Consider the following 25,164-nt stretch of genomic DNA (forward strand, 5'->3'; position numbering starts at 1 on the left):
GTTGACTTTTGGCACGCTGTTGAGTTCTCAAGGAACGGTGGCTTCCTTCGATCCGCCTTCCAGCGGGCCCTCCGGGCGCTTCGTTCTTTCGTGTTCTTAGCTTACCAGATGTTTTCCGCCCCGTTTGCGGCGCTTCGTTCATCCAACTCGCTTGCGTCTTCTGCGACCTGACGGCCCGTCCGACGTTTCAAACTCTAACCGATACCCGCCTTGTAAAGCGAATTCGGCCCGATCTTCTGAATTTGCACACGACAAATCAGACCGACCCGCGACAAGGCGCGAGCCAGTTCGAATGAGAAGTGGTGTTTCAGGAGATCGGCCACCCCGGGACCGTCCGTGCAGAGCGCGCGTCCGGTTCTCCCTGTCAGGCAGCTCGGAGAACACTAGACCTCTGCGAGGGCGACGTCAACCCGTGGCCGGAGGCCGGTCCGACGGGACCTGGAAGGCCAGGACCGCGACGTCGTCGTCGTGGTCGGTGGTGACGCCCATGGTGCGCAGCAGGCGGGCGCAGACCACGTCGGGGTTGCCGATGGCGCCGGCCAGGGTGTGGGCCAGCTGGTCGATGCCGTGGTCGATGTCCTCGTCGCGGCGTTCGACCAGGCCGTCGGTATAGAGGACGCCGGTGGTGCCGGGGAGGAGGCGGAGGGTGTGGGAGATGTGGGTGCCGCTGCCGGTGCCGAGCGGGGGGCCGTTCTGTTCCTCTCCTCGCAGGACGGTGCCGTCGGGGCCGCGGAGGAGGAGGGGGAGGTGGCCGGCGGAGGCGTAGACGAGGGTGGCGGGGGCCTGGTCCCAGACGGCGTAGGTGCAGGTGGCGATCTGGTTGGCGTCGATCTCCATGGCGAGGCCGTCGAGGAGGGTCATCACCTCGTGCGGGGGGAGGTCGAGGCGGGCGTACGCGCGGACGGCGGTGCGGAGCTGGCCCATCACGGCGGCGGCGCGCAGGCCGCGGCCCATGACGTCGCCGATGACCAGGGCGGTGCGGCCGCCGCCGAGGCCGATGACGTCGTACCAGTCGCCGCCGACGGCGGCCTCGGCGCCGCCGGGTTGGTAGGTGGCGGCGACGGTGAGGCCGGCGGGCTGTTCGAGCTTCTGCGGGAGGAGGCTGCGCTGGAGGGTGACGGCGGCTTCGCGTTGGCGGCTCTCGGCTTCGCGCAGGCGGGTGGCGGCGAGGACCTGGTCGGTGACCTCGGCGGCGTAGACGAGGACGCCGACGGGGTGGCGGACCACGTCGTCGTGGGTGCCGGGGCCCTCGGGCGGGGCGAGGGGGGCCGGGCCGGCGCCGACGAGGGCGGCCGTGGCGGCGGCCGCGGCCGCCGGGTCGGTGCCGCCCTCGCTGCCGAGCGGGACGCAGGAGACGTTGTAGTAGCGGCTGCCGTCGAGGCCGATGATCCTGCGGGCCTTGACGCTGCGGGGGCGGCCGCTGCGCAGGGCCTGGTCCATCAGGGGGAGGACGCCGAGGCCGGCGAGTTCGGGGAGGGCTTCGACGGCGGGGAGGCCGGGCGGGCGGTCGCCGAAGAGCTCGCGGTAGGCGCGGTTGGCGTAGCCGAGCTGGTGGAGGGGACCGTAGGTGACGGCGACCGGGGCGGGGAGGCGGCCGAGGACGTTCCGCAGGTCGTAGAGCTCGTCGATCTCGCGCAGGTCGAGCAGGGCGCCGGGCACGCCGGGCTCGCGCGGGGCGGGCAGGTTGACCGGCTCGCCGGGCGCGGGGGGCGGGGCGGGGCGCCAGGCTGCTCCGGTGAGCCTGGCGCTCCAGCGCATGAGGTTCAAGCGAGGGCCGTTCCTTCGGGGGACCAGCTCGGCGGGTCCGCGAGTCCCCGGGCGAGTTTCTGACGGATCATCACATCGTGTGCTCGACAGGCCACTCGGCGTGATGGTCCGGACGGGCTGATCCTGTCAGGCCTGAGTGCGATTCCGGAAGTCGTACGACCATTGCGGGGTGTTTCGTCCCACCTTGTGGGACGTACTGCGGCAGGAGCCGCACCGGGCCGGTCCGTCCCGGTCACGGCTTGAAGCCCGCCTCGAACTCCGAGCGGGGGTGTTCGACCGCGCCCAGCGAGACCACTTCCCGGCTGAACAGCCCGCCGAGCAGCCAGCCCGTGAGCACCCTGATCCGCCGTTCGGTGCTGGGCAGGCCCCGCAGGTGGCGGGCCCGGTGCAGCCACCAGGCGCGGCGGCCGGTGAGCCGCCCGCCGCGGCTGGTGTGGGCGACCGCGCGGCGCAGGCCGAGCGAGGTGGAGCAGCTGACCCGGCCGGGTTGGTAGGGCGTCAGGGGACGGTCCGTCAGGGCCGCGGCCAGGTTCTCGGCCAGCAGGGTGGCCTGGGCGACGGCGTGCTGGGCGTTGGGGGCGCAGTCAGCGGGGTGGCCGAGGCGCTCGGGGGCGGTCGGGTCGGGGACGGAGGCGCAGTCGCCGGCGGCCCAGAGCGCGTTCACCGCGACTCCGTCAGGTCCGGCGCCCTGGAGGGTGGGCAGGCAGCGCACCCGGCCGTGCCGGTCGAGCGGGAGGTCGGAGTCGCGCAGCAGCGGGGCGGGGCGGACGCCGGCCGTCCAGACCAGGGTGCGGGCGCAGAAGCGGCTGCCGTCGGAGAGGCTCATCAGGCGGTCGGCGGCGGAGTCCAGGGTGGTGGCGAGGCGGACGTCGATGGAGCGCTCGCGCAGTTCGGCCAGGGTGTGGTCGGCGAGCTCGGGCGGCTCCTCGGGGAGGATCCGGTCGCGGGCCTCGACCAGGATCCAGCGCAGGTCCTCGGGCTGGAGGTTGTGGTAGCCCTTGGCGGCGTACCGGGCCATGTCCTCCAGTTCGGCGAGGGCGCCGACCCCGGCGTAGCCGGCGCCGACGAAGACGAAGGTCAGGGCGGACTGGCGGAGCTCCGGGTCGCGGGTGGTGGAGGCCAGGTCGAGCTGTTCGAGCACGTGGTTGCGCAGGGCGACCGCCTCGCCGACGGTGGCGAAGCCGAGGCCGTGCTCGGCCAGGCCGGGCACGGGGGCGGTGCGGGAGACCGAGCCGGGGGCCACCACCAGGACGTCGTACGGGAGTTCGGTGAGCTCGACGGCGCCGTCCCGGTCCACGGGGGTGAGGGTGACCCGGCGCTCGGCGTGCTCGATCCGGACCACCCGGGCGGTGAGCACCCGGCACTGGGTCAGCAGGCGGCGCAGCGGCACCACCACGTGGCGGGGGTCCACCGAGCCTGCCGCGACCTCGGCCAGCAGTGGCTGGTAGGTGAGGTACGGCCGGGGCTCCACCAGCGTGATCTCGGCCCGGCCGTCGCGGAGTTCGGCCTTGAGCAGCTGTTGCAGGCGCAGGGCGGTGGCGGTTCCGGCGCAGCCGCCGCCGACGATCAGGATCCTGATGGGGCCACCTCTTTCCGGGGTGAGCACGGGTGCGCGGCCGGGGCCCGCCCGGCCGCGTCCTCCATGACGCCCTGTCGGGTGGTGTCTTGTCCACAGGCCGTACCGGATCGGGTGGTGGAAACCGGCCGAAGAGTGGGCCGGCAGGTGGACCCCGGGTGGCCGGGATTTGCCGTCGTCCCGGCCTTTAGGTCCACTTCTGCCGCGAACTTCCTTGAACTATGGTCGGATTGTGCGTTGGGCCGGACCGGTGCCGGCCCCGTGGAGCTGTCCGACTGCAGTGGGCCCGACCGGGGAAGGTTGGTGCGGAAGTCCGCCCGATCCGGGGCGGCACCGTCCTGCTCGGGCACCGCCGTGCACCTGGGGGGTGCCCGAGCGGCCGGACTGTGTGGCGCCCGTCCGGGCGCCTTCGGGGGAGGTTGTCATGACTGATCAGGAACAACTGTTGGGGCTGCCCGTGCCACTAGCGGCGGATCGCAACCCGGCCGGAGTGGTGCCGGAGCAGCGCGGGCCGGGTGCCCGGGAGAGCTATGCCGCGCCTGACGAGCCCTCGGGCGCGGCACGGCTGCGGGTGGACGCCCGGCGGAACCTGGAGAGCGTGCTGCGCGCCGCCCGCCAGGTGTTCGGCGAGCTCGGCTACGGGGCCCCGATGGAGGAGGTCGCCCGTCGCGCCGGCGTCGGCGTGGGCACCGTCTACCGGCGCTTCCCGAGCAAGGAGGTGCTGGTCCAGCGGATCGCCGCCGAGGAGGTGGCGTGGCTGACCGCTCAGGCCAAGGAGTCGCTGTACGGCGGCTCCGGCCCCTGGGAGGCGCTGGCCGGGTACCTGTCCCGGGCGGTCGGCTCCGGCGCCGGCCGGCTGCTGCCGCCCTCGGCGTTCCGCTACGCGGAGGAGCTGGCCACCTTCCGGGACGCGGCGGAGCCGCAGGTGCCGGAGCAGCTGCGCCGCTCGGAGGGTCCCGGGGCGTACGCGGCGGAGCCGGCGGCGTACACGGCGGAGCCCGCCGGACGGCGCGCGGCCGAGCCGGCCGGGGACGCGGACCCGCGCCAGCTGCTGCACCTGTTGGCCGCGCTGGTGGCCCGGGCGGGTGCGGCGGGCGAGCTGCGGCCGGGGGTGACCGTCGCGGACGTGGTGCTGGTGCTCACCGCCGCCGTGCCGGTGCACGCCAGGGCCGCGCGCGAGGAGGGCGCCGAGCCCGCCGAGGGTCAACTCCACGACGCCCCGGCGGAGCGGCTGTTGCAGATCCTGCTGCACGGGCTGCGGGCCCGCTGAGCGGTCAACACCCGTACCGAGCGCGCGTCCTGTCGGTGGGTCCGGGGCCCGGAGGTCTTCCGGCCCCGGACCGCCGGCGGTGCCCGTACGGGTGGGTCCGGACGGCTGCGGCTTCCCGTGTCCGCTCCGCTATGCCATTCTTTGGCCGTGGTTGGAGCCATTGTCCCGTTGCGCGCCGTTCGCCCGGCCGGAGCCGCGGCCCGCGCCGGGTCGGTGCACCGGGCGGTCACCGTGCCCGGTCGTAGGGTCTCCGTGCCCGGCCGGACGGTCTCCGGGCGCACCCCGGCCCGGTGGGAGGCACGTTGAGCGCCGAGGAGCAGAACGAGCACGGCCACGGGCTCGACGCGCCCGGCCAGGTGCCGGACCAGGCCGGCGCCCCCATCCGCGAGTCACTGCCGGGCGGCCGGGCCGCCGCCGTGCCCCCGGGCCGGGTGCCCGGGCAGGCCGCCGCCGGACAGGGCGGGGTCACCCCGGAGGCCTTCATGGGCGTGCCCGGGGAACCGCCGGCCCGCCCGGTGGTGCCCGCCCCGGCCGATCCGGTCGACGGCGAACGGCCGCCCTCCGACGCCGAGTTGACCGCCATGGTGCGGGCCGGCGACGACGGCGCGTACGAGGAGATCTACCGGCGGCACGCCGACTCGGTGCGCCGCTACGCCCGGACCTGCTGCCGGGACAGCTTCACCGCCGAGGACCTGGCCGGCGAGGTCTTCGCCCGCACCCTGCAGGCCCTGCGGGCGGGCAAGGGGCCGGAGTTCGCGGTCCGCGCCTACCTGCTGACGGCCGTGCGCAACGTGGCCGCCGCCTGGGCGCGCAGCGAGCGCCGCGAGCAACTGGTCGACGACTTCAGCACGTTCGCCAAGACCTCGGCCGCCACCATCGACCTGGACCTGGCCGACCCGGGCGCGGACGCCTGGGCGATGGCGATGGCCGACCAGCGGATGGTGATGCAGGCCTACGCCGAACTCCCCGAGGACGACCGGGTGGTGCTCTGGCACACCGAGGTCGAGCGGGAGTCGCCGAAGACCGTCGCGGTGATGCTCGGCAAGACCGCCAACGCCACCGCCGTCCAGGCCCACCGGGCCCGGGACCGGCTGGCCGCCGCCTTCCTCCAGGCCCACGTGTCGGGCAGTCAGGACCGGGACTGCGAGGCCTACGCCAACCGGCTCGGCGCCTACGCGCGCGGTTCGCTGCGCAAGCGCGCCTCGGCCGAGGTCGGCCGGCACGTCCAGGAGTGCGACCGCTGCACGGCCGCGTACCTGGAGCTGACCGAGATCAACACCGGCCTGCGGGCGCTCCTGCCCGGGGGTGTGCTGGTCTGGGTCGGGGCCGGGTACTTCACCGCTGCCGCCGCCGCGATGGGGCTCGGCGCGGTCGGTGCCGGGGCGGTGGCGGGGGCCACCGCGACCGGGAGCGGAGCGACCGCGGGCGGAGCGACCGCAGGTGCGGGGGCCGGTGCGGCCTCCGGCGGTGCGGCCTCCGGCGGAGGGTCCTCCGGTGCCGGGGCGGTGGCCGGCGAGGGGCTGGGGACGGCCGCCAAGGCCGGGATCGCGGCCGGGATCGCCGTGGTCGCGGCGGCGGTGGCCGCGTACGCCTTCACCGGCACGCCCGAGCCCAGGCACCCGGCGGCCGCACCGGCCGTCTCGGCCCCTGCGGCACCGCCGTCGGCGGCCGCCGCACCGAAGCCGGTGCCGGCCCCGCCGACTCCGACGCCCACTCCGGAACCCCCGGAGGAGCCGACTCCGACGCCCGCCCGCCCGACGCCCGCTCCGGTGCGGCCGGCAGCCTCGCCGACCCCGTCACCGACGCCTTCGCCGAGCCCGAGCCCGAGCCCCACACCCAGCCGGACGCCGGAGCGGCCCGCGCCGACGCCGACCCCGCCGGAACCGCCGGTGGTCACCCCACCGCCGACGCCCACCCCGCCGACGGTGCCGAAGCCGACCTCGTCGCCCACCCCGACCCCGCCCGAGCTCGTCGACTTCTGGGCCGACGACCTGCCGTTCGGCCCGCAGGGCGGTCACCGTGACCCGCCGCCGACCCCGACGATCCGCCGCGGCGGCGGCTGGGTCTGGCAGCGCACCGGCCTGTGGATCGGCGGCACCCGCTACCAGCGCGGGCTGAGCGCCCGGGTGCCCTCGCAGACGACGGTGGACCTGAACCGGTCCTGCACCTCGTTCCGTGCGGTGGCCGGGCTGGACGACGGCGGCCTGCGGTTCGGCACGGTCCGCCTCTCGGTCGAGGGCGGGGACGGCACGGTGCTCTGGCGCTCCGGCCCGCTGACCCCGGGCGGCCGGGCCGTGCCCGTGACCGCCGACCTCACCGGGCAGCGCTCGTTCCGCCTGGTCGCCCGGTCGGAGTCCGGGGGCTGGGGTCTGATCGACCTGGCCAGCTGGGCGGATGCCCGGATCAGCTGTAGCTGATCCGGGCATCCGGGGCCGCCGCTTGACGGATGGTCAGACCGCGCAGCTGTCGTCGTCGCAGACGGGGGCCGCGGGGGTCTCGGCGGCGGTCTCGGCGGCGACCTGCTCCAGGACGCGCAGGAAGGTCTCGGCCTCCTGGCCGCCCTGGACCGCCCACTTGCCCTCGAAGACGAAGGTCGGCACGGCGGTGATGCCGAGCTCACGGCCCTCGGCGATCTGCGCGCGCACCTCCTCGGCGCCCTCGTCCCCGGCCAGGTAGCCGGCCACCCGCTCGCGGTCCAGGCCGGCGGCGGCCGCGATGTCGGTGAGCGCCGCGCGGTCGCCGACGTCCACGCCGTCGCTGAAGTGCGCCTTGAGCAGGGCCTCCTTGAGCACGCCCTGCACCTCGGGGCCGTACTCGGTCTCGGCCAGGTGCAGCAGCCGGTGGCCGAGGAGGGTGTTGGCGTGCAGCGCGGTGGCGAAGTCGAAGGTGATCCCCTCGGTCCTCCCCAGCTCGGTCACCCGGGCGTCCATCGCCACGGACTGCGGGCCGTAGCGCTCGGCCAGCCACTCGCGGTGCGAGGAGGCGGTCTCGGGAGCGTCCGGCACCAGCTGGTACGGCCGGTAGACGACCTCGACGCCGTCCTTGCCCTCGAAGCGGTCCAGCGCCTGCTCGAAGCGACGCTTGCCGACGAAGCACCACGGGCACGCGATGTCCGACCAGATCTCGACCTTCATGACTCTCCTGCTGCTCCGGGTGTTCGGGGGACGGAAAGGTGAACTATCAACCAAGCTGTCCTGATTCCCGGGCGGATGGAGGGGTGCTGTGACGGCCCTCACCGCGGCGGGGCCCGTCATGGGGCGGTCCGGCGGTGGTCGGAGGGCGGTCAGACGGCGGGCGGGGCCGGGACCACCAGGACCGGGCAGGCGGCGTGGTGGACGGCGGCGGTGCTGACCGAACCGAGGAGCAGGCGGCTGAAACCGCCGTTGCCCCGGGTGCCGACCACCAGGGTGTGCTGGCCGCGGGTGCAGCGGAGCAGGACCTCGACGACGTTGCCGAGCACCACGTGCAGGGAGAGCGGGCCCTGGAAGGGGCGGCCGCGGGTGGACTCGACGGTGGCGATTGAGCGGCGCAGACCGTCGGCCATGCTGGCCGAGAGGCGCTCGATGCTCTCCTGCACCAACTCGATCATCCCCGGCGGGTAGCCGGTCGGGGACGGGTTGACCACCGCCAGCACGTACAGCGGCAGGCCGTACAGCTCCGCCTCGCCCATCGCCCGGTCGAGCGCCCAGAGCGAGCCGTCCGAACCGTCGCACGCCGCCAGCACCCCGGGCGGACCACCGACGGGCTCCTCCTCGGACACCGGCAGACTCTCGGGGGCCGTCACCTGCTCCGCACTCGACACTCCCCCATGATGGCCCGTCAGACTCCCGAACCCGGGCAGACGCGGCTGCGGCCCCGGGGCCCGAAGGGCCACCTGGGAGCGCGGGGAACTGCACACAAGGGAACGGCAGCACGTGCAACCGGCTGACGTGCCCCCAGTTGCAGGTAGGCCGCCTTCCGATTCGCGCAGTTCCCCGCGCCCCTGCGGGGCGCTTCGCGGAGCAGCCCAGGACGGTGCGCGGGACCGGGGCCCGAAGGGCCACCTGGGGGCGCGGGGAACTGCGCGCAGGGGAACGGCACCACGTGCAACTGGCTCGTCTGCCCCGACCTCATACCGGTCCGCCTTCCGGACTCGCGCAGTTCCTCGCGCCCCCGGGCGCTTGTCCTGCCGCCTCTTCAGCTCAGGCGGGGCGGGCCAGGGCCGGGCGGGGCGGGGTGGGGAGTCCGGTCCAGGCGGAGCCGTGGCGGCGGGCGTGGATGCGGCGGAGCCAGAGTTCGGTGGAGACCAGTTCGGCGAGGCCGGCGACGGTGTCGGGCGGGAGCTCGGTGGCGCGGGGGCCCAGGGAGGCGAGGGCGGTGTGGACGGCGGGGAGGTCGATCAGGCCGGCCTCGGCGAGGAGCGGGGCGCGGAAGAGTGCGGTGAGCCCGTCCGCGGCGAGGTGGAGTCCGGCGAGGTCCGCCGTGGTGCGGTCGGGGTGGGGACCCCAGCCGGGGGGAAGGTCGGCGCTGGTCGCTCCGGCCAGGACGGCGCGCAGCAGGGCGTGCCGGGCGCCGGGCTGGAGGCGGGTCTCGTCGGGGAGCAGGCGGGCGGCCCGGACCACCTGGTTGTCCAGGAAGGGGGCGTGCAGGCGCTGGCCCTGCTGTTCGGCGGCGTGCAGCAGGGTGCGGTACTCGGCCGCGTGCCGGTGCAGGGCCTGCCGGGCCCGGCGGGCGCCGGGCGGTTCGGCGGGGGCGGGGCCACGGGCGGCCAGCCGGAGCCGGAGGGCGACGGCGGAGAGGGCGTCGTCGGAGAGCCAGCGGGCGGCCGGGCCGGGGACGCACCAGGCCAGTTCGGCGGTCGACCGTTCGCCGGGGCCGCCCCCGGCCGTCCGGTGACGGGCCGTCAACCGGACCGCGGCGTCGTCCAGGGCCTCCGCGTACCGGGCGCGGGCCAGCCGGTGGGCGGCGCGCCAGACCGTCAGGGGCGTGCGCAGGGTGCCGAACGCGCCGGTGGCCGCCGCCCGTTCGGCCCCGGCCAGCGCGGCCACCGGTGCGGCCAGCCGCCGGGCCCGTCCGGCCCTGACCAGGTCAGCCAGTCGGGCCGGATGACCGTCGAGCACTTGGCGGGCCCCGTAGCCGGTGAGGTGGTCGGCGCCGCCCGCCTCGAAGCGGTGGCCCAGCCGGGCGGCGGCGACCAGGGCGGTGCCGGGCTCGTCGGTGAGCGGCCCGGCCGGCGGCGCATCGACGCCGGAGAGCGCGGCCAGCTCCGCGTAGGGGAGCGGGGAGGGCACCAACAGCTGCCGCAGCCGCGGCAGTTCCAGCTCGGCGCCGGGCGGGACCTCCTCGGGGAGGGTCACCGCGGTGAGGCGCTCGGGTGCCGCCGGGCCCGGGCGGCGGCCCGCCGGGCGGGCCCAGGAGCCCTTGACCGCACCGTTCCTGGGCGCGGGGGCCTCGTCGTCACGGCCCTCGTCCTGACGGGGCGGCGGCCCCTCCGGGCCCGGGGCGATCGGCACGGCGGCGGCCAGCAGCGCCACGGTGGCCGAACCGGTGCCGTACGAGAGGTCCGCCCCGAGCCGGGGCCGGCCGGTGCCGCCCCGGGAGGCGCGGACCCGGCAGCGCACCGACTCCAGCAGCGCGCGGGTCAACTCCCTGACCGCAGGGGCTTCCTCACGCGGGGTCGGTGCGCCGCCCCGCTCCGGCTCGTAGCCGGAGACGTGCGCCCTTCCGTTGCGGATCCCGAGCAGATGACCGGGCGGCACCTTCCGCACCCCGCGGTACGGCGTGGACTCGCCGAGCACCTCGGGGGACTCCGGGCAGGCCAGCCGGGCCGCGAGGTGGCCGGTGTCCAGCGGCGCACCCACCAGGTCGGCCAGCGGGAGGGCGGCGGTGGCGTAGGCGGTGCCGCCCTCGTACGGGGTGTGGAAGACCGGCAGGACGCCGGCCAGGTCGGTGAGCAGCACGGTGGAGCGGGGGCCGGTGCGGAGCACCGCCGTGTAGCTGCCGGGCCAGGTGGTGAGGTGGTGGACGGCGCCGCCCCGGGCGGTGGCGAGGCCGGCGGCGAGCTCGGCGTCGGAGGCACCGCAGCGGCCGAGGACGGCGAGGCGGACGGTGCCGGGCGGCTCCGCCGCGGGGTCGGCGGGCGGCGGGCCGGTGGTGACCACGGCCGGGGCCCCGGGGCGCAGCGTCACCAGTCGGATCTCGTCCGGGCGCCAGTCACCCACCGCCCAGAGCGGACTGACGCCGGGCCAGAGCACGGTGGCGGCGATCGGTCGCACCTCTCCGAGCCCCGGCCCGGGCGAGCTCCCGCACCATCCCGTGAGCCACCGCATCGCGCCTCCCGCCAGCCCGAAGCCTCCGGAGGCCATCGTGCCACCATCTCCCCACGGGATCACGGGACTTGCGGCAGTAGACGGACCGTCAGGAACGCTCCGGCCCGGGAGGGCGGCGCCTCTGGGCCGAAGGCCCCGGGGGCGCGAGGAACTGCGCGAGTACGGAAGGCGGGCCAGCGCCAGATCGGGGCAGGCGAGCCAGTTGCACGTGCTGCCGTTCCCCAGCGCGCAGTTCCCCGCGCCCCTGATGGCCCTCCGGGCCACCGGGTCGCTGCCCTGCCGGGCCGGAGCGCGGACGGACCGGGCCTTCCCCTCCGGGGCCCGGGCCGTCCGTTGACGTGGGCATCGCGGAATGGCCGAAATGCGTCACCCCGCCCGGGAGGGCATCCGCATGCCCTCCCGGACCCCACCCCCGCCCGCGGGGATGTCGGCGGAGGTGTCCCCCGGCCCGCCGGGTCCTCGACGACGGGCCGACCCACAGCCCCCAGCGAATCGCCGACCAGCCCATCGGGCCAGGGGGCACAGCCGGGCGCACGTCTGCACCGGACCGGAGCACGCCCGTCCGGCACGACCCCGTGGAGGCTGCGGCGCCCGCGCACCACCCCCCGCGCGACCCGTAGAGCGGCACGCGATCCCGCCATCCGGAATCCGGACTCTTAACCCTCGGAACCCGGACGACTACGCTAGGTGGTGCAAGCAGTGGCTCGCGCCGGACGCCGTCGGCGGGCACGCCACCCCGTCCGCCACCCACCCACGGCCTCCGCGCCGTTCACGATCAAGCCACCGTGCACGGGCGCGCTCACTCCGCAGACCCGCCGCACCGCGCCAGGGGGTGCCGCCGCCACCATGACCGCCAGTTCACGAGGGCCGAACGAGCGGCTCGGCACGCTCCTCACCGTCGCCCAGATCAGCAACGCCGGCCTGGCCAGGAGGGTCAACGACCTGGGCGCGCAGCGGGGTCTGACACTCCGTTACGACAAGACCTCGGTGGCCCGCTGGGTCAGCAAGGGCATGATCCCGCAGGGGCCGGTACCGCACCTGATCGCCACCGCGATCGGCTCCAAGCTGGGCCGCCCGGTGCCGCTGGACGAGATCGGGCTGGGCGACACCGACCCGGCGCCGGAGCTCGGCCTGGCGTTCCCGCGCGACGTGCCGGAGGCGGTGCGGTCGGCGACCGACCTGTGGCGGGTGGACCTGGAGCTGCGCCGGGGCCCCGGCGGCGGGCGGTGGAGCGACAGCCTGGCCGGGACCTTCTCGGTCTCGGCGTACGCGACGCCGGTCTCCCGGTGGCTGATCACCCCGGCCGACGGTTCGGTCGCCCGGGAGGCCGGGGTGGCCGACCCGAGCGGGTACCGGGTGGGGCACTCGGACGCGGCCAAGCTGCGCGAGGCGGCCCAGGAGGCCCGGCGCTGGGACTCCAAGTACGGCGGCGGGGACTGGCGTTCCTCGATGGTGCCGGAGTGCCTGCGGGTGGAGGCGGCGCCACTGCTGCTCGGCTCGTACAGCGACGCGGTGGGCCGGGCGCTGTTCGGCGCGACGGCCGAACTGACCCGGCTGGCCGGGTGGATGGCCTTCGACACCGGGCAGCACGAGGCGGCCCAGCGGTACTACATCCAGGCCCTGCGGCTGGCCCGGGCCGCCGCCGACGTGCCGCTCGGCGGCTACGTGCTGGCCTCGATGAGCCTTCAGGCCTGCTACCGCGGCTTCGCGGAGGAGGCGGTCGACCTCGCCCAGGCCGCGCTGGAGCGCAACCGGGGGCTGGCCACCGCGCGCACCATGAGCTTCTTCCACCTGGTGGAGGCCCGCGCGCACGCCCGGAACGGGAACGCCGCCGCCTGCGCGGGGGCGCTCTCCGCCGCCGAGAGCGCCCTGGAGCGCGCGCGGGCGGGTGACTCCGATCCGGCCTGGATCGACTTCTACGCCTACGACCGGCTGGCCGCCGACGCCGCCGAGTGCTTCCGGGACCTGGGCGAGCTGTCGAAGGTCCGTCAGTTCACCCGCGAGGCGCTGGCCCGGCCGACCGAGGGGTTCGTCCGCTCGCACGGCTTACGCCTGATCGTCTCCGCGATGGCCGAGGCCGAGGCCGGCGACCTGGACGCGGCGGTGGCCGCCGGCGAACGGGCGGTGGACGTGGCCGGCCGGATCTCCTCGCAGCGCAGCCGGGAGTACGTGCTGGAGCTGCTCCGCCGCCTGGAGCCGCACCAGGAGGAACGCCGGGTCCGCGAACTCACCGAACGGGCCCGCCTGATGCTGGTCGCCCCGGCGTAAATCCACGTGCCCCCTCCCGCGCCGCCCGGTTAGTCTCGTCCTCGTCCAGGTGCGCAGGTGGGGGCTACTTCGGCTCTGTGGGTCGCGGGTTCGAATCCCGCTGCCGCTCCGGCGGTGTAGCTCAGTTCGGGAGAGCAACAGCAACGCCTCCGCCGCTCTTGTCCTCTGGACGCTCTCGTCACCTCGGGGTGCCCGCACCGGGCGCCCCGAGGTGTTTCCGTCTCCGAGCGAGTGAGGATGTCCAGCATGTCCCGGTTCAACCTCCGGCGGCCCTCGGTGCCGCGCCGCGGTCCGGCTTCGGCGGTGACCGGCACGGGGCAGGTGACGACCAATCACAACGGCGGCACCGGGCACCTCCGGGACGCCCGCTCCGAGCTCTTCCTGCTCGCGGTGGCCAACCTGGTCGGCCAGCGCTCGTTCTACGAGCAGGCCGCCGACCGGGACGACCGCTACTCCCTGTTGGTCCGCCGGCTGGCGGTCAGCGATCCGGAGTGGACCCTGGCCCTGCTCCGCTGGCTCCGCTACGGGGCCGGGCTGCGCACCGCCGCCCTGGTCGGCGCCGCCGAGTTCACCCGGGCCCGCCTCGACGCCGGGGCGCCCGGCTTCTCCCGGCAGGTGGTCGAGACCGTGCTGCGCCGGGCGGACGAGCCGGGCGAGCTGCTGGCGTACTGGACCTCCCGCTACGGCCGGGCCCTGCCCAAGCCGCTGAAGCGCGGCGTGGCCGACGCCGTCCGCCGCCTCTACACCGCCCCGGCCCTGCTCAAGTACGACACCGCGGCCAAGGGCTACCGCTTCGGCGACGTGCTGGAGTTGACCCACCCCGTGCCCGACCCGCAGCGGCCGGGTCAGTCCGAGCTGTTCCGCTACGCGCTGGACCGCCGGCACCACCCGGAGAGCGCCGAGCCGCCCGCCGGGATCGAACTGCTGTGCGCCCACGACGAGTTGACCCGGGTGCCGGTGGAGCAGCGGCGCGCCCTGGTGACCGCCCCCGGCGGGGCGGAGCGGCTGGCCGCGGCCGGGATGACCTGGGAGGCGCTGGCCGGCTGGCTGCAGGGCCCGCTGGACGCGGCGGTCTGGGAGGCCGTCATCCCGTCCATGGGCCCGATGGCGCTGGTCCGCAACCTGCGCAACTTCGACCGGGCGGGCATCGGCGAGCAGGCCGCCGCCGAGGTGGCCCGGCGGATCTCCGACCCGGAGGAGGTGCGGCGCTCCCGGCAGTTCCCGTTCCGCTACCTGGCCGCGTACCGGAACGCCGCCAAGTCCCGCTGGGGCACCGCGCTGGAGACCGCGCTCGGCCACTCGCTGGCCAACGTCCCCGCGCTGCCCGGCCGGACGCTGGTCCTGGTGGACCGCTCGGGCTCGATGTTCGACCGGCTCAGCGAGCGCACCGAGCTCAACCGGGCCGACTCCGCCGCGCTGTTCGGCACCGCCCTGGCGCTCCGCGCCGAGCGGGCCGACCTGGTCGAGTTCGGCTCCGGCCACCAGCGGGTCGAGCACTCCCCCGGCGAGGGCGTGCTCCGGATCATGGACCGCTTCGGCTGGCTGGGCGGCACCGAGACCGCCGCGGCCGTCCGGGACAACTACCGGGGCCACGACCGGGTGGTGATCCTGACGGACGAGCAGGCCGCCCGCGGCGACGTGCTCGCCGCCGTGCCCGCCGAAGTCCCGGTCTACACCTGGAACCTGGCCGGGTACGCCACCGGCTACGCCCCGTCCGGCGGCGGCGCCCGGCACGTCTTCGGCGGCCTCTCGGACGCCGCCTTCGGCCTGATCCCGCTCTTGGAGCGAGGCCGGGACACGGGCTGGCCCTGGGAGTAGTGCCCGCCCCCGGCGGGGTTTGCCCGACGGGGCACACTCCGCCGGGGCAGGCACTAGGTTGACTGCTCGTCGGCTGGGATGCGGGACCGAGGGGCGGGTTCATGGGCGAGAAGTACGACGTCGTGGTGGTGGGCGGGGGGATCGTCGGGCTCTCCACCGCGTACGCGCTGACCGCGGCGCGGCCGGGCGTGCGGGTCGCGCTGCTGGAGAAGGAGCCGGAGTTCGCCGCCCACCAGACCGGACGCAACAGCGGGGTCATCCACAGCGGCGTCTACTACAAGCCCGGCTCCCTGAAGGCGAGGTACGCCACCGAGGGCGCGAGCGCGATGGTGGAGTTCTGCCGCGAGCAGGGCATCGCGCACGAGGTCACCGGCAAGCTGATCGTGGCCACTCGGGCCGACGAACTCCCCCGGCTGGCCGCCCTGGCCGAACGCGGCCGGGCCAACGGCATCCCCGTCGCCGAGCTCGACCGGGCCGGCATCGCGGAGCACGAGCCCGAGGTCACCGGCCTGGCCGGCCTGCACATCGGCACCACCGGCATCTGCGACTTCCCCGCGGTGGCCCGCCGCTACGCCGAACTGGCCGCCAAGGGCGGGGCCGAGCTGCTCACCTCCACCCCGCTCACCCTGGTGCACCGCCGGGCCGACGGCCTCACCCTGCACGCGGGCGGCCGCGAGCTGCACTGCGAGGTGCTGGTCAACTGCGCCGGCCTGCACAGCGACCGGATCGCCCGGCTGGCCGGGGACGAGCCGGGCGTGCGGATCGTCCCCTTCCGCGGCGAGTACTACGAACTCACCGAGCAGCGCCGGTCGTTGGTGCGGGGCCTGGTCTACCCGGTACCGGACCCGGCCTTCCCGTTCCTCGGCGTCCACCTCACCCGGGGCGTCCACGGCGACGTCCACGTCGGCCCGAACGCGGTGCCGGCGCTGGCCCGCGAGGGCTACGACTGGCGCACCGTCAGCCTCCCCGACCTGGCCGAGACCGCCCGCTTCCCCGGCACCTGGAAGATCGCCCGGCGGCACTGGCGCTACGAGCTCGGCGAACTGCACCGCTCGCTCTCCAAGAAGGCCTTCACCACCGCCGTCCAGCGGCTGCTCCCCGCCGTCACCGCCGCCGACCTGGTCCCCGCCACCGCCGGCGTCCGCGCCCAGGCCGTCGCCCCGGACGGCACCCTCCTCGACGACTTCGCCTTCGCCGGCTCCGGCCGCACCGTCCACGTCCTCAACGCACCCTCGCCCGCGGCGACCGCTTCGCTCCCGATCGGCCGCGAAATCGCCGCACGGGCACTGTCGGCGCTCGGGTGAAGCCACCAGGGGCGCGGGCGAAATTGGTCACACCGGGGGCGCGGGGAACTGCGCGCGGGGGAACGGCACGTGCTGCAACTGGCTCACCTGCCCCGACCTCACACTGGGCCGCCTTCCGGTTCGCGCAGTTCCTCGCGCCCCCGGGTTGACCAATTTCCCCGCCCCTCCGGCTCGGGCGAGCGTTGTCCTAGACTCGGGTGATTGTGACTGCCACCGCCCCCGCACCCCAGAGCTCCCCGTCCGCGCGCCTGTCGGCCGCCCCGGCCGGCTACCCCGCGCCGATGTACCCGCACCGGGCCACCGAGGAGCAGCACCGCGAACACCGCATCCGCAGCTTCCAGCCCCGCCGAGGCCGGATGACCCCCGCGCAGGCGGGGGCGCTGGACCGCGGCTGGGAGCGGTACGGGCTGGCGATCGACGGGACTCCGCTGGACCTGCGGGAGCTGTTCGGCGGGCTGCCGGTCACCCTGGAGATCGGCTTCGGGATGGGCGAGACCACGGCCGCGATGGCCGCCGCCGACCCGGGCACGGGGATCCTGGCGGCCGACGTGCACACCCCGGGCCACGGGAACCTGCTGCAGCTGCTGGAGCGCAACGGTTCGCAGAACGTCCGCCTGGCGGCCGGCGACGCGGTGATCCTGCTGCGCGACATGCTGCCGGACGCCTCGCTGGCCGGTCTGCGGGTGTACTTCGCCGACCCGTGGCCGAAGCCGAAGCACCACAAGCGCCGCCTGGTGCAGCAGTCCTTCCTGGAGCTGGTCCTGCCGCGGCTGGCACCGGGTGCGCTGGTGCACTGCGCCACCGACTGGGAGCCGTACGCCGAGCAGATGCTGGCCGTGCTGTCGGCCTCGCCCGAGCTGGAGAACCTGCACCCGGAGGGCGACGGGACCGGCTGGCTGGAGCCGGCGGAGCACCCGGCGGGTTCGGTGCCCGGCTACGCGCCGCGGCCCGAGTGGCGGCCGGTGACCAAGTTCGAGCGGGCCGGGATCGCCAAGGGCCACGTGGTGCACGACCTGCTGTTCCGCCGCCGCTGAGCCCCGGGGCGACGGGGGCCTGACGCCGTATCACGGCGCTCCGCCTCGGATGCCCGGTTTGCCCGGAGCCCTCCCCGAGCGGTGGGTGGTTCCCCTACCCTGTGCCGGGTGAGCAGTCCGCCCAGTGGCGGCCCGCCCCGGCCCGCGGCTCCGGCCGGGGGCAGCGCCGCCACCGCCGATCCGCTCCCGTCCACCGCCGGCCCCGCGACCATCCCGGGGCCCCGGGTGCGGCGGGTCGGCCTGCTGTTGCCCTGGTACCCCTACGTGCGGGCCGAGCAGCTGCTGCGACGGGCCCGGGCGCTGCGCTACCCGGCGCTCTCCTCGGCCCTGGCCGCGTTCGCGCTGGCCGGGTGCGGGGTGCTGATCCTGCGGCTGGTGCACCGGCAGACCGGGACCACCGGGCTGCTGGTCGGGCTGGGGCTGGCGCTGCTGCCGCTGCCCTTCGTGCTGGGGGCACTGGCCTGGCTCAACCAGACCGCGCGGGTGCCGCTGCGGCACACCCTGTTCTGCCTGGCCTGGGGCGCCTGTGCGGCCACCACGGTGGCGCTGCTGGCCAACGGCTGGGCCGGGGACTTCCTGATCGCCCGTCAGGGCAGCGTCCGGGGCGAGACCCTGCTGGCCGACGTGGCCACCCCGTTGATCGAGGAGGCGGCCAAGGGCGCGGCGCTGGCGATGCTGCTGCTGCCGGTGCGCAGGCGGCTGCGCTGCCACGTGGAGCGGACCTGCGCGGTGCTGGCCCGGCGGACCCACCTGCCCGCCCGGCGGGTGGCCCGGGTGGTCCGGGTGCTGCGCCCGTACCGGCGGCCCGAGTTCCGGCCCCGGCTGCGGCCGGCCTACTTCCGCCGTCCGGTGCGGACCCCGGCGCGGCGGCGGGCCCGGTCAAGCCCGCGCACGCTGGCCGCCGGGGTGGTGCTGGGCGGGGTGACGGCCTGCGGCTTCGCCTTCACCGAGAACGCCCTCTACCTGGGCCGGGCCTTCACCGACGACCAGCAGGACCGGCTGGACAGCATCGGCCTGGGCGCCGAACCGAGCCTGCGGGACTACGACTCCACCGTGCACACCTTCGTGCTGCGCGGCCTGCTCTCCCCCTTCGCCCACCCGCTGTTCACCGCGCTGACCGGGCTGGGCATCGCCATCGCCCTGACCACCGGCCGCCGCTGGGCGGCCCGGCTGGCCGCCCCGGTGGGCCTGCTGCTCTCGATGTCGCTGCACGGCGCCTGGAACGCGGCGGCGGGCGAGGGCACCCGGGGCTTCCTGCTGGTGTACGGGCTGCTGATGGTGCCCTGCTTCGCCGCGCTGGTCTGCTTCGCGCTGTGGGCCCGAACCCGGGCCAGGAGCGGCCGGCACCGGGAGCTGCCGGCCGCCGCCGGATAACCGATTTTGCTTCTGCGCAGCTCTCACGTACTGTTGGGTTCACCGACGCGGGGTGGAGCAGCTCGGTAGCTCGCTGGGCTCATAACCCAGAGGTCGCAGGTTCAAATCCTGTCCCCGCTACTCAGTAGCACGGAAGGCCCGGCAGACATCGTCTGCCGGGCCTTCCGCCGTTCCCGGCGGAAAACCCGTTGTGCGCTCCGGACCCTCCTGCCTACAGTGGCCGCACACTGAAAGGAGGTGATCCTGAGTTGAGTTCTTTCAGGATGCGTGAGGTGGCTGCTCGCTAGAGCCGCCCCTGCCTGCGCAGGACCCGAGGGCGTACGACCTCCGGCGGCAGGCGAATTCCCAGCAGTCACCCGGCCCGTGGTGCTCACCGGTACATCCCCGGTGCCTCACCGGTCCGTCCCCCACCGGGGCGGTCGGCGAGGAGCAGCCCACGGGCCGTCTGCGTTCCCGCGGGCGGTCCGGCCCGGCGCGACGCGCGGTCCGACGCGACCTGCCAGAGGTCGTGCACGCCCTGCCCAGGCGGTGGGCGGTCCGCTACAGTCGCAGCGACTTCGGGAGGGGTGGGCGCGGTGGACCTGCACAAGGACGGCGTGGCGAAGGTCGGGATGGGCTCCGTGGTGGGGGCCGGACTGCTCGGGCTGGTGCTCTACGCCTCGACCTCGACGGACTGGGCCGGGGCCCTCGGCGGCGGGCTGGTGGTGGCCGCGGCCTTCGCGGTGGCGGGGGCCGGGGTGGGCTTCCTGTTCGGCATCCCGCGGCTGCTGACCAGCGGGGCGGCGTCCCGGCCGGACGACATGAGCGCCACCTCGACGGGCAGTTACTCGCCCAACACCAATCTGGAGCAGGTCTCCGACTGGCTGACCAAGATCCTGCTGGGCGCCGGGCTGACCCAGATCGGCTCGCTGCCGGGCCTGCTCCGCGAGCTCGGCCACGCGCTGGCCCCGGTGGTCGGGAACGGCCCCGGCGCCCCGGCCTTCGCCGCGGCGCTGACGGTGTACTTCACGGTGATCGGCTTCCTCTCCGGCTGGCTGCTGACCCGCCTGCGGCTGGCCAAGGCGCTCTCCACCGCCGACCGGCAGACCCTGGACGACTCGGTCCGGCAGACCCGCGCCCGGGCCCGGGAGCTGAACTTCACCACGGCCGAGGTGGAGAAGCTCTTCGCCACCCAGACCGAGGGCCTCCAGGTCCAGGCGCTGGCCCTGCTCCAGGGCGACCCGGACCCGGAGAACTACCACCTGATCCTGCGGGCGGTGAGCAGCGAGCTGCCGCCGTTCGTGCTGCTCCAGGCCCTGCTGGCGGCCAAGGCGGCGGTGGAGCACGGCGGGTTGGCGCCGGAGCAGCGGCGGGAGCTGCGGTTCGCGGTGGAGAACAAGATGCGCAACGACCGTGCGGTGCCGCCGGATTCGCGGCGGCGAGTGGTGGCGGGGCAGATCCTGAAGCTGCTCGCGGTGGAGGCGGCGGTGCCCGGAGGGGCGGTGCCGGAGGCGCCGGAGGCCTCGGAGGTGGCGGCTGCGGCGGCTGCGGCGGCGTCGGAGGTGCTCGCGGATCCGGTGCTGCCGGCGGTGCCGTCGCAGGCGAGCGGCGGGGACGCGGTCACGGACGGGGCGGAGCGGCCGAGCGTCGGCGGTGGTCGGCCCGGCGGAGAATGAGCACCCGCCGGGTGCGGCCGTCCTCGGGGCGGGGGAATCGGCGCACCTCGGTGCCGATCCGGTGTTCGCCCAGGCGGGCCCGGAGTGCGGGAAGGTGCGGGCAGGGGCGGGCGGCTCCGTCGTGCAGCGGGAAGACGCGGACCTCGCCCTCCGGGGCGGTGACCCGGACCAGTTCCAGCAGGGCCGCCAACTGCCGCTCGGGCGGGAAGAGTTCGGGGTAGGCGAAGAGCAGGTAGGAGCTCAGGCTGAGCGCGAAGCTGCCGTCGGCGAAGGGGAGCCGGGGCAGCGCGGCGGCCACGTAGCGCTCGGGGTGAGCGGCGCGGTCGGCGGTGAAGAGGGCGTGGGCCCGGTCCCAGCTGCGCAGGTAACGCTCCGTCGGGCGGGCCCGGGGCGAGGGGTAGAGCTCGGGGGCGGTCACCATCCGGTCGGCCATCCGGGTGCGGGCGGCCCGGGCGAGGGCGGCCAGTTGGGGCGGGTTGGCGGTGTAGACCGGGTCGGCCGCGATGACGGTGACGCCGAGGGCGCGGGCCTCGGCCGCGAGGCCGGCCGTGCCGCCGGGGCAGTCCAGGAGCGGGCCCGGGAGGGCGGCGAGGGCGGAGCGGGTGAGGCCGAACAGGGCGCAGTACTCGTCGAGGGGGCGGGAGGTGACGAGGGGGGTGCTCATTCGATCATCGGAGCACGGTGGGGGTGGGCGTGCACGGCAGCACGTGCAACCGGGTCGTCTGCCCCGATCTTGCGGTGGGATGCCTCCGATTCGCGCAGTTCCTCGCGCCCCTGGGCGCGCGTCCTGCGGAGGCGCCTCAGCGGCACAGGGTGCGGATGGCGAGGCGGGAGACGTTGGTGAGGCCGCGGACCAGGGGCGGGGTGAGGAAGACGAAGACGAAGCCGAGGAAGGAGACGCCGAGGATCTGCCAGTTGGAGGTCAGGTAGTACTCGTGGTGGACCCCGGCGTCGGTGGTGAAGTCGTAGAGCTGGTAGCCGGGCCAGTCGGTGTAGCGGGCGAAGACCCACTGGTAGGCGGGGAAGGCGGCGAGGACCCAGCCGACGGTGAGGGTGACCACCGGGAGCACGAAGGCGACGATCGACCAGGGCAGCATCAGGAACTGGTAGAGCGCGGCCCGCCAGCCGAGGCCGTCGGAGAGGCCCGCGGTCACGGCGCCCCAGAAGCCGGGGCGGCTCCGGCGGACCGGCTCCGGGTCGCCGACCTCGGTGTCGAGGAGGGTGCGGGCGCGGTGTCGCTCCAGCGCGGCGAAGCCGCGGCCGCCGGTGGTGAGGGCGGCCAGGACCGGGAGGCCGAGGACGGTGACCAGGAGGCCCAGGCCGGCGGAGAACAGGGCCACGGTGAAGGCGAAGCCGAGGACCGCGAGCGGGAGCGCGGTGAGCAGGAAGCCCAGTTCGCGGTAGGGGGCGGCACTGAACGGCGCCCGCCAGAAGCCGGGGCCGGCCGGGCCGTCCGCCGGGCCGTCCGTCCGGCCGCCGTACCGCGCCGCGTAGGTGTGGGTCTGACTGGTCATCACCGGCTCCTCGTCCGCTTCCTGCCGCTCCTGGCTCACGCTCCTACGGTCGCAGGGCGGTGCGGGGCGGCGGAATGAGGTCCGCCGGTGCGTGGGGGGTGGGGTTCTCCCTACCCCCGGGCGGGGACGGGGCCGGGCCACTCGTCGTCGAGGAGGGAGTACTGGTCGGAGTCGCACCAGCGTCCGCCGACCCTCAGGTCCCGGCGGACGCGGCCCTCCAGTTGGAAGCCGGCCCGCAGGAGGAGCCGGGCGGAGGCGGTGTTGGCGGGGTCGACCCGGGCGGCCAGGCGGGCGAGTCCGAGGGTGCGGAAGGCCAGGGTGCAGAGCAGCTCGGTGACCTCGCCGCCGTGGCCGCGGCCCCAGGTGTCCCGGCGCAGCGCGTAGCCGATCGAGGCGGCGTGGGCGGACTCCACGGTGAGGACGGCACTGCCGATCAGCGGGGCGGTCTCCGGGGGGCCGTCGGCGTGGCGGGTGACGGCCAGTCGGTAGCCGGTGCGGGGGTGTTCCTCGGACAGGTCGAGGGCGAGGGCCAGCTGGTCGGCGCAGGTGTCGAGGTCGGCCGGTTCGAAGGCGAGGTGGCGGACGGTCTCGGGGTCGCCGTAGACGGCGTGCAGCGCGGCCGCCTCCTCGGGCGTGCCGTGCAGTTCGCGCAGGGCGAGCCGGGGGCCGGTGAGCCGGACGGGGGTCATGCCTCACGACCCTACGCGGGGCGGCGGCCCGGCGCCCCGGCGTCCCGACGGTCCGTCACCGGATACCGTACGAGGGTGAACCACGAGGACCTCCTGCTCAGCCCCCGTACCCGCGCCGGCGACCTGCTCGACTGGGCCGCCGAACAGGGCCGGCCGCCGGTGCCGGAGCCCGCGCTGCAGACCGTGCTCACCCTGCTGGAGCTGGGCGACGGCCGGATGCACGACGGCTTCCCGGAGCTGACCTCCGCGGTGCTGGAGCAACTGCTGTACGAGCGGCTCTACCTGTACGTCCAGCCGGAGTCCGAGCCGGAGGCGTACGGCAGGGCGGTCGAGCTGCTGATCGACCATCAGCGGGCCACCAAGCGGCTGAACGCCAAGCGGCAGGAGAAGCTGCACGCGGAGGCCGAGTGGCAGGGCGAGCTGCTCTGCGGCCTGCTGCGCCAGCCGCACCTGGTGACCTGGCCGCGGCTGTACGCGCTGCTGCTGCGGGCGGACGGGGTGGACACGGCGGACGAGGGCGCGGTGCGGGCCTGGCTGGACGGGTTCCGCGAGCTGACGCCGGAGCAGCGGGCCGAGGCGTACGGGGCCCTGGCCGGGCTGGACGAGGTCGGCTCGGACGGCGGGTGGGGGCCGACCCGGGTGATCTCGGTCGGGATGGCGACGGACGGGGCGCGGATGCTGCTGGAGAACCGGCTGATGCAGCGCTCCTACCGGAACCTCGCGGGGCTGAACGCGCTCGGGCTGCCGATGCCCGAGGAGCTCTCGGGGGACTTCGACGCGTTCGAGGCGGCGGTGGCCGAGGAGGCGCTGCGCCTGTGCGGCGAGTGGACGGTGCCGGGGCTGGCCGCCCTGCTGGTGCACGAGTACCCGGACCTGGCTCCGGAGCCGGGGCACGAGGAGATCGAGGCGTACCTGACGGCCCAGGGGTACGAGGAGCAGGAGCAGGACTGACGGACCGGGGCTGACACCGGGGCCGACGGCTCGGGCCCGCGGCCGGGGAGGCGGCGGGCCCGACGGGGTGTCAGGGGTTGAGGCCGTGGGCCTGGAGCCAGGTCAGCGGGTCGACCGGGGTGGCGCCGGCGGGGCGGACCTCGAGGTGGAGGTGGGGGCCGGTGACGTTGCCGGTGGCCCCGACCTTGCCGAGCACGGTGCCGGGGGCGACCTGGCCGGAGGCGACGGTGATCGAGGAGAGGTGGCAGTACCAGAGCTCGGTGCCGTCGGGCAGGGTCTGGATCACCCGGTAGCCGTACGCGCCGGACCAGCCGGCCGAGCTGACGGTGCCTCCGGCGACGGCGACCACGGGGGTGCCGGTGGCGGCGGCGAAGTCCAGGCCGGTGTGCAGGTGGGACCAGTAGGAACCGGACTGCCCGTAGTGCGCGGTGAGCTGGTACCCGCTGGTGGGGAGGGCGAAGTCGGCCGCCCGGGCCGCCTTCGCGGCGGCGGCCTCGGCGGCGGCGAGCTCCTCGGCCTGGGCGCTGCGCTTGGCCTCGGCCTCCTGCGCGGCGGCCAGCCGGGCGGTCTCCTCCGCGGTGGTGCGCTGGCCGTCGGCCTGCTGCTGGATGCGGGCGGCGAGGGCCAGCCCGGGGTCGGCGGAGAGCGGACGCTCCCCGTCGGTGCGGTCCGCGTCGGCCTGGTCGGCGGTGGCGACGGCGGGCGGGGCGGGAGCGGCGGCGGCCGGGGCGGCGGTCGCGAAACCGGTGGCGCCGAGCGAGGCGGCCATGGCGGTGACGCCGAGCAGCGGGCCGGAGGAGCGGGTCTGACGGGGCATCCGGTGCCGGGCCGCCTCCTGCGGGAGGGGGTGGTCGAGCAGCTGGGTGGTGCCGCTGCCGTCGTGCCGGGGGTGTGCCTGGGTGTGCGTCGACGCCACGGAGGCGCGCTCCTTTCCTTCCTTCGCGCCTACCGGGTTAGCTGACGGGTTCGGAGCAGGAAGGTCTCCTACGGCCGGGTGGTGCCCGGCCGATTCACCCCAAGGAACGTGGTTCCCCGGCTCCCTGACCCTCCCGTGGGAGGGCCGTGGGATTAGGCGACGGCGCACGGTGCCGTTCGGGTACGGCGTTGCCGACCGCGCTGCGTTATCAAACGTTAATCCTAGGAGCCCATGATTCCAAGCGCCTTGAGTGGTGCAGTCCATCTCTTTCCGGCACACCGCGGGCCGGGGCCGCCGGGCCGGGTACTCAACCCCCCGCACCGGCCGGGATTGAGCACCCGTACTCAGGTGCGGGGCAAGGGAGTTGGCCATCCTGGGAGCATGACCGCAGCCACCCAGCCCCGGACAACCAACGCCTACTACGCCCAGGCCGTGCTCTCCTTCGCGCTGGCCACCGCCGCCCTCGCCCTGGGTGTCCTGTACCTGCCGGTGAACGCCTGGATGCGGGCGTTCCTCGCGGTCGGCCTGCTCTGGGAGATCACCTCGGCATTCACCCTCGCGAAGGTGATCCGGGACCGTCAGGAGGAGGGGGAGATCACCACCCGGGTCGACCAGGCCCGACTGGAGAAGCTCCTCGCCGAGCACGACCCGTTCCGGGTGGACGCGCCCTGACCTCCCCGACCGGCCCCCACCCGGCCCCCCCCCCCCCCCCGCCTGACC

The 25,164-nt window shown here is 75.4% G+C and carries 18 protein-coding genes, 1 tRNA gene, 1 pseudogene and 1 riboswitch; of the genes and pseudogenes, 11 read left to right on the forward strand and 9 right to left on the reverse strand.

Going from position 1 to position 25,164, the window contains the following annotated elements; translation table 11 throughout:
* Positions 1–417 precede the first annotated feature (417 nt).
* Positions 418–1,767: pseudogene (locus ACWCYY_RS39155) on the reverse strand (PP2C family protein-serine/threonine phosphatase); the annotation flags it as partial.
* Positions 1,768–1,999: 232 nt separating this feature from the next.
* The gene (locus tag ACWCYY_RS39160; RefSeq protein ID WP_345282675.1) at positions 2,000–3,373 is read right to left on the reverse strand and encodes an NAD(P)/FAD-dependent oxidoreductase; all 1,374 of its coding nucleotides are present in this window, start codon (positions 3,371–3,373) and stop codon (positions 2,000–2,002) included.
* 394 nt (positions 3,374–3,767) lie between these two features.
* Between ACWCYY_RS39160 and ACWCYY_RS39165 the strand changes: the two genes are divergently transcribed.
* Together ACWCYY_RS39165 and ACWCYY_RS39170 are read left to right on the forward strand one after the other, a co-directional pair.
* Entirely contained in the window at positions 3,768–4,613 is an 846-nt protein-coding gene (locus ACWCYY_RS39165) for a TetR/AcrR family transcriptional regulator (RefSeq protein WP_345282673.1), read from the forward strand.
* Positions 4,614–4,915: 302 nt separating this feature from the next.
* A complete protein-coding gene (locus tag ACWCYY_RS39170) occupies positions 4,916–7,030 on the forward strand; it encodes a sigma-70 family RNA polymerase sigma factor (RefSeq protein WP_449798792.1) in 2,115 nt (704 codons plus the stop codon).
* Between the two features lie 33 nt (positions 7,031–7,063).
* Here ACWCYY_RS39170 and ACWCYY_RS39175 read toward each other — a convergent pair whose 3' ends face one another.
* The 3 genes from ACWCYY_RS39175 to ACWCYY_RS39185 all read right to left on the reverse strand — a co-directional run bounded on the left by ACWCYY_RS39175 (position 7,064) and on the right by ACWCYY_RS39185 (position 10,867).
* Positions 7,064–7,747 carry a DsbA family oxidoreductase gene (locus ACWCYY_RS39175; protein ID WP_345282669.1) on the reverse strand — a complete coding sequence of 228 codons (684 nt, stop codon included), beginning with the start codon at positions 7,745–7,747 and terminating at the stop codon, positions 7,064–7,066.
* A gap of 149 nt (positions 7,748–7,896) precedes the next feature.
* A complete protein-coding gene (locus ACWCYY_RS39180; RefSeq protein WP_449798793.1) occupies positions 7,897–8,415 on the reverse strand; it encodes a universal stress protein in 519 nt (172 codons plus the stop codon).
* 379 nt (positions 8,416–8,794) lie between these two features.
* Positions 8,795–10,867 carry an asparagine synthase-related protein gene (locus tag ACWCYY_RS39185; protein WP_449798794.1) on the reverse strand — a complete coding sequence of 691 codons (2,073 nt, stop codon included), beginning with the start codon at positions 10,865–10,867 and terminating at the stop codon, positions 8,795–8,797.
* A gap of 900 nt (positions 10,868–11,767) precedes the next feature.
* Between ACWCYY_RS39185 and ACWCYY_RS39190 the strand changes: the two genes are divergently transcribed.
* The 7 genes from ACWCYY_RS39190 to ACWCYY_RS39220 all read left to right on the forward strand — a co-directional run bounded on the left by ACWCYY_RS39190 (position 11,768) and on the right by ACWCYY_RS39220 (position 20,374).
* Complete coding sequence (locus ACWCYY_RS39190; RefSeq protein WP_380150558.1) at positions 11,768–13,189, forward strand: MFS transporter; 1,422 nt, start codon at positions 11,768–11,770, stop codon at positions 13,187–13,189.
* Positions 13,190–13,435: 246 nt separating this feature from the next.
* Positions 13,436–15,007 (forward strand): TROVE domain-containing protein, encoded by a 1,572-nt coding sequence (locus tag ACWCYY_RS39195; protein ID WP_449798795.1) that lies wholly within the window; start codon positions 13,436–13,438, stop codon positions 15,005–15,007.
* A gap of 101 nt (positions 15,008–15,108) precedes the next feature.
* Positions 15,109–16,311 (forward strand): L-2-hydroxyglutarate oxidase, encoded by a 1,203-nt coding sequence (gene lhgO, locus ACWCYY_RS39200; protein ID WP_449798796.1) that lies wholly within the window; start codon positions 15,109–15,111, stop codon positions 16,309–16,311.
* A gap of 203 nt (positions 16,312–16,514) precedes the next feature.
* Positions 16,515–17,345 carry a tRNA (guanosine(46)-N7)-methyltransferase TrmB gene (gene trmB / locus ACWCYY_RS39205; RefSeq protein WP_380150559.1) on the forward strand — a complete coding sequence of 277 codons (831 nt, stop codon included), beginning with the start codon at positions 16,515–16,517 and terminating at the stop codon, positions 17,343–17,345.
* Positions 17,346–17,453: 108 nt separating this feature from the next.
* Positions 17,454–18,719 (forward strand): PrsW family intramembrane metalloprotease, encoded by a 1,266-nt coding sequence (locus ACWCYY_RS39210; RefSeq protein WP_380150560.1) that lies wholly within the window; start codon positions 17,454–17,456, stop codon positions 18,717–18,719.
* Positions 18,720–18,765: 46 nt separating this feature from the next.
* Positions 18,766–18,839 (forward strand) — tRNA-Met (locus ACWCYY_RS39215).
* Positions 18,840–19,294: 455 nt separating this feature from the next.
* Positions 19,295–20,374 carry a hypothetical protein gene (locus tag ACWCYY_RS39220; protein WP_449798797.1) on the forward strand — a complete coding sequence of 360 codons (1,080 nt, stop codon included), beginning with the start codon at positions 19,295–19,297 and terminating at the stop codon, positions 20,372–20,374.
* Here ACWCYY_RS39220 and ACWCYY_RS39225 read toward each other — a convergent pair.
* From ACWCYY_RS39225 to ACWCYY_RS39235, 3 genes are all read right to left on the reverse strand, one after another.
* The gene (locus ACWCYY_RS39225) at positions 20,319–21,038 is read right to left on the reverse strand and encodes a class I SAM-dependent methyltransferase (RefSeq protein ID WP_449798798.1); all 720 of its coding nucleotides are present in this window, start codon (positions 21,036–21,038) and stop codon (positions 20,319–20,321) included. The genes ACWCYY_RS39220 and ACWCYY_RS39225 overlap by 56 nt on opposite strands.
* 136 nt (positions 21,039–21,174) lie before the next feature.
* Positions 21,175–21,888, reverse strand: coding sequence for a sensor domain-containing protein (locus tag ACWCYY_RS39230; protein WP_449798799.1), 714 nt, complete (start codon positions 21,886–21,888; stop codon positions 21,175–21,177).
* Positions 21,889–21,998: 110 nt separating this feature from the next.
* On the reverse strand, positions 21,999–22,577 hold the full coding sequence (locus ACWCYY_RS39235) for a GNAT family N-acetyltransferase (protein WP_345284401.1): 579 nt from the start codon (positions 22,575–22,577) through the stop codon (positions 21,999–22,001).
* A 75-nt stretch (positions 22,578–22,652) separates the two neighbouring features.
* On the opposite strand from ACWCYY_RS39235, the gene ACWCYY_RS39240 reads away from it, so the two are divergent.
* Complete coding sequence (locus tag ACWCYY_RS39240) at positions 22,653–23,528, forward strand: hypothetical protein (RefSeq protein WP_449798800.1); 876 nt, start codon at positions 22,653–22,655, stop codon at positions 23,526–23,528.
* 70 nt (positions 23,529–23,598) lie between these two features.
* Here ACWCYY_RS39240 and ACWCYY_RS39245 read toward each other — a convergent pair whose 3' ends face one another.
* Positions 23,599–24,444 (reverse strand): M23 family metallopeptidase, encoded by an 846-nt coding sequence (locus tag ACWCYY_RS39245; protein WP_449798801.1) that lies wholly within the window; start codon positions 24,442–24,444, stop codon positions 23,599–23,601.
* Between the two features lie 12 nt (positions 24,445–24,456).
* A riboswitch (cyclic di-AMP (ydaO/yuaA leader) is annotated at positions 24,457–24,613 on the reverse strand.
* 212 nt (positions 24,614–24,825) lie between these two features.
* Here ACWCYY_RS39245 and ACWCYY_RS39250 point away from each other — a divergent pair.
* Positions 24,826–25,116 carry a YiaA/YiaB family inner membrane protein gene (locus ACWCYY_RS39250; RefSeq protein ID WP_345284396.1) on the forward strand — a complete coding sequence of 97 codons (291 nt, stop codon included), beginning with the start codon at positions 24,826–24,828 and terminating at the stop codon, positions 25,114–25,116.
* The last annotated feature ends 48 nt before the right edge of the window (positions 25,117–25,164 follow it).

The sequence above is a fragment of the Kitasatospora sp. NPDC001664 genome (genome assembly GCF_053596675.1).

Excerpts from the sequence above, each read along its gene's own strand:
- ACWCYY_RS39175 (WP_345282669.1), bottom strand. The coding sequence starts at position 7,747 with ATGAAGGTCGAGATCTGGTCGGACATCGCGTGCCCGTGGTGCTTCGTC.
- lhgO (WP_449798796.1), top strand. The coding sequence starts at position 15,109 with ATGGGCGAGAAGTACGACGTCGTGGTGGTGGGCGGGGGGATCGTCGGG.
- ACWCYY_RS39190 (WP_380150558.1), top strand. The coding sequence starts at position 11,768 with ATGACCGCCAGTTCACGAGGGCCGAACGAGCGGCTCGGCACGCTCCTC.
- ACWCYY_RS39235 (WP_345284401.1), bottom strand. The coding sequence starts at position 22,577 with ATGACCCCCGTCCGGCTCACCGGCCCCCGGCTCGCCCTGCGCGAACTG.
- ACWCYY_RS39165 (WP_345282673.1), top strand. The coding sequence starts at position 3,768 with ATGACTGATCAGGAACAACTGTTGGGGCTGCCCGTGCCACTAGCGGCG.
- ACWCYY_RS39195 (WP_449798795.1), top strand. The coding sequence starts at position 13,436 with ATGTCCCGGTTCAACCTCCGGCGGCCCTCGGTGCCGCGCCGCGGTCCG.
- ACWCYY_RS39250 (WP_345284396.1), top strand. The coding sequence starts at position 24,826 with ATGACCGCAGCCACCCAGCCCCGGACAACCAACGCCTACTACGCCCAG.
- ACWCYY_RS39230 (WP_449798799.1), bottom strand. The coding sequence starts at position 21,888 with ATGACCAGTCAGACCCACACCTACGCGGCGCGGTACGGCGGCCGGACG.
- ACWCYY_RS39225 (WP_449798798.1), bottom strand. The coding sequence starts at position 21,038 with ATGAGCACCCCCCTCGTCACCTCCCGCCCCCTCGACGAGTACTGCGCC.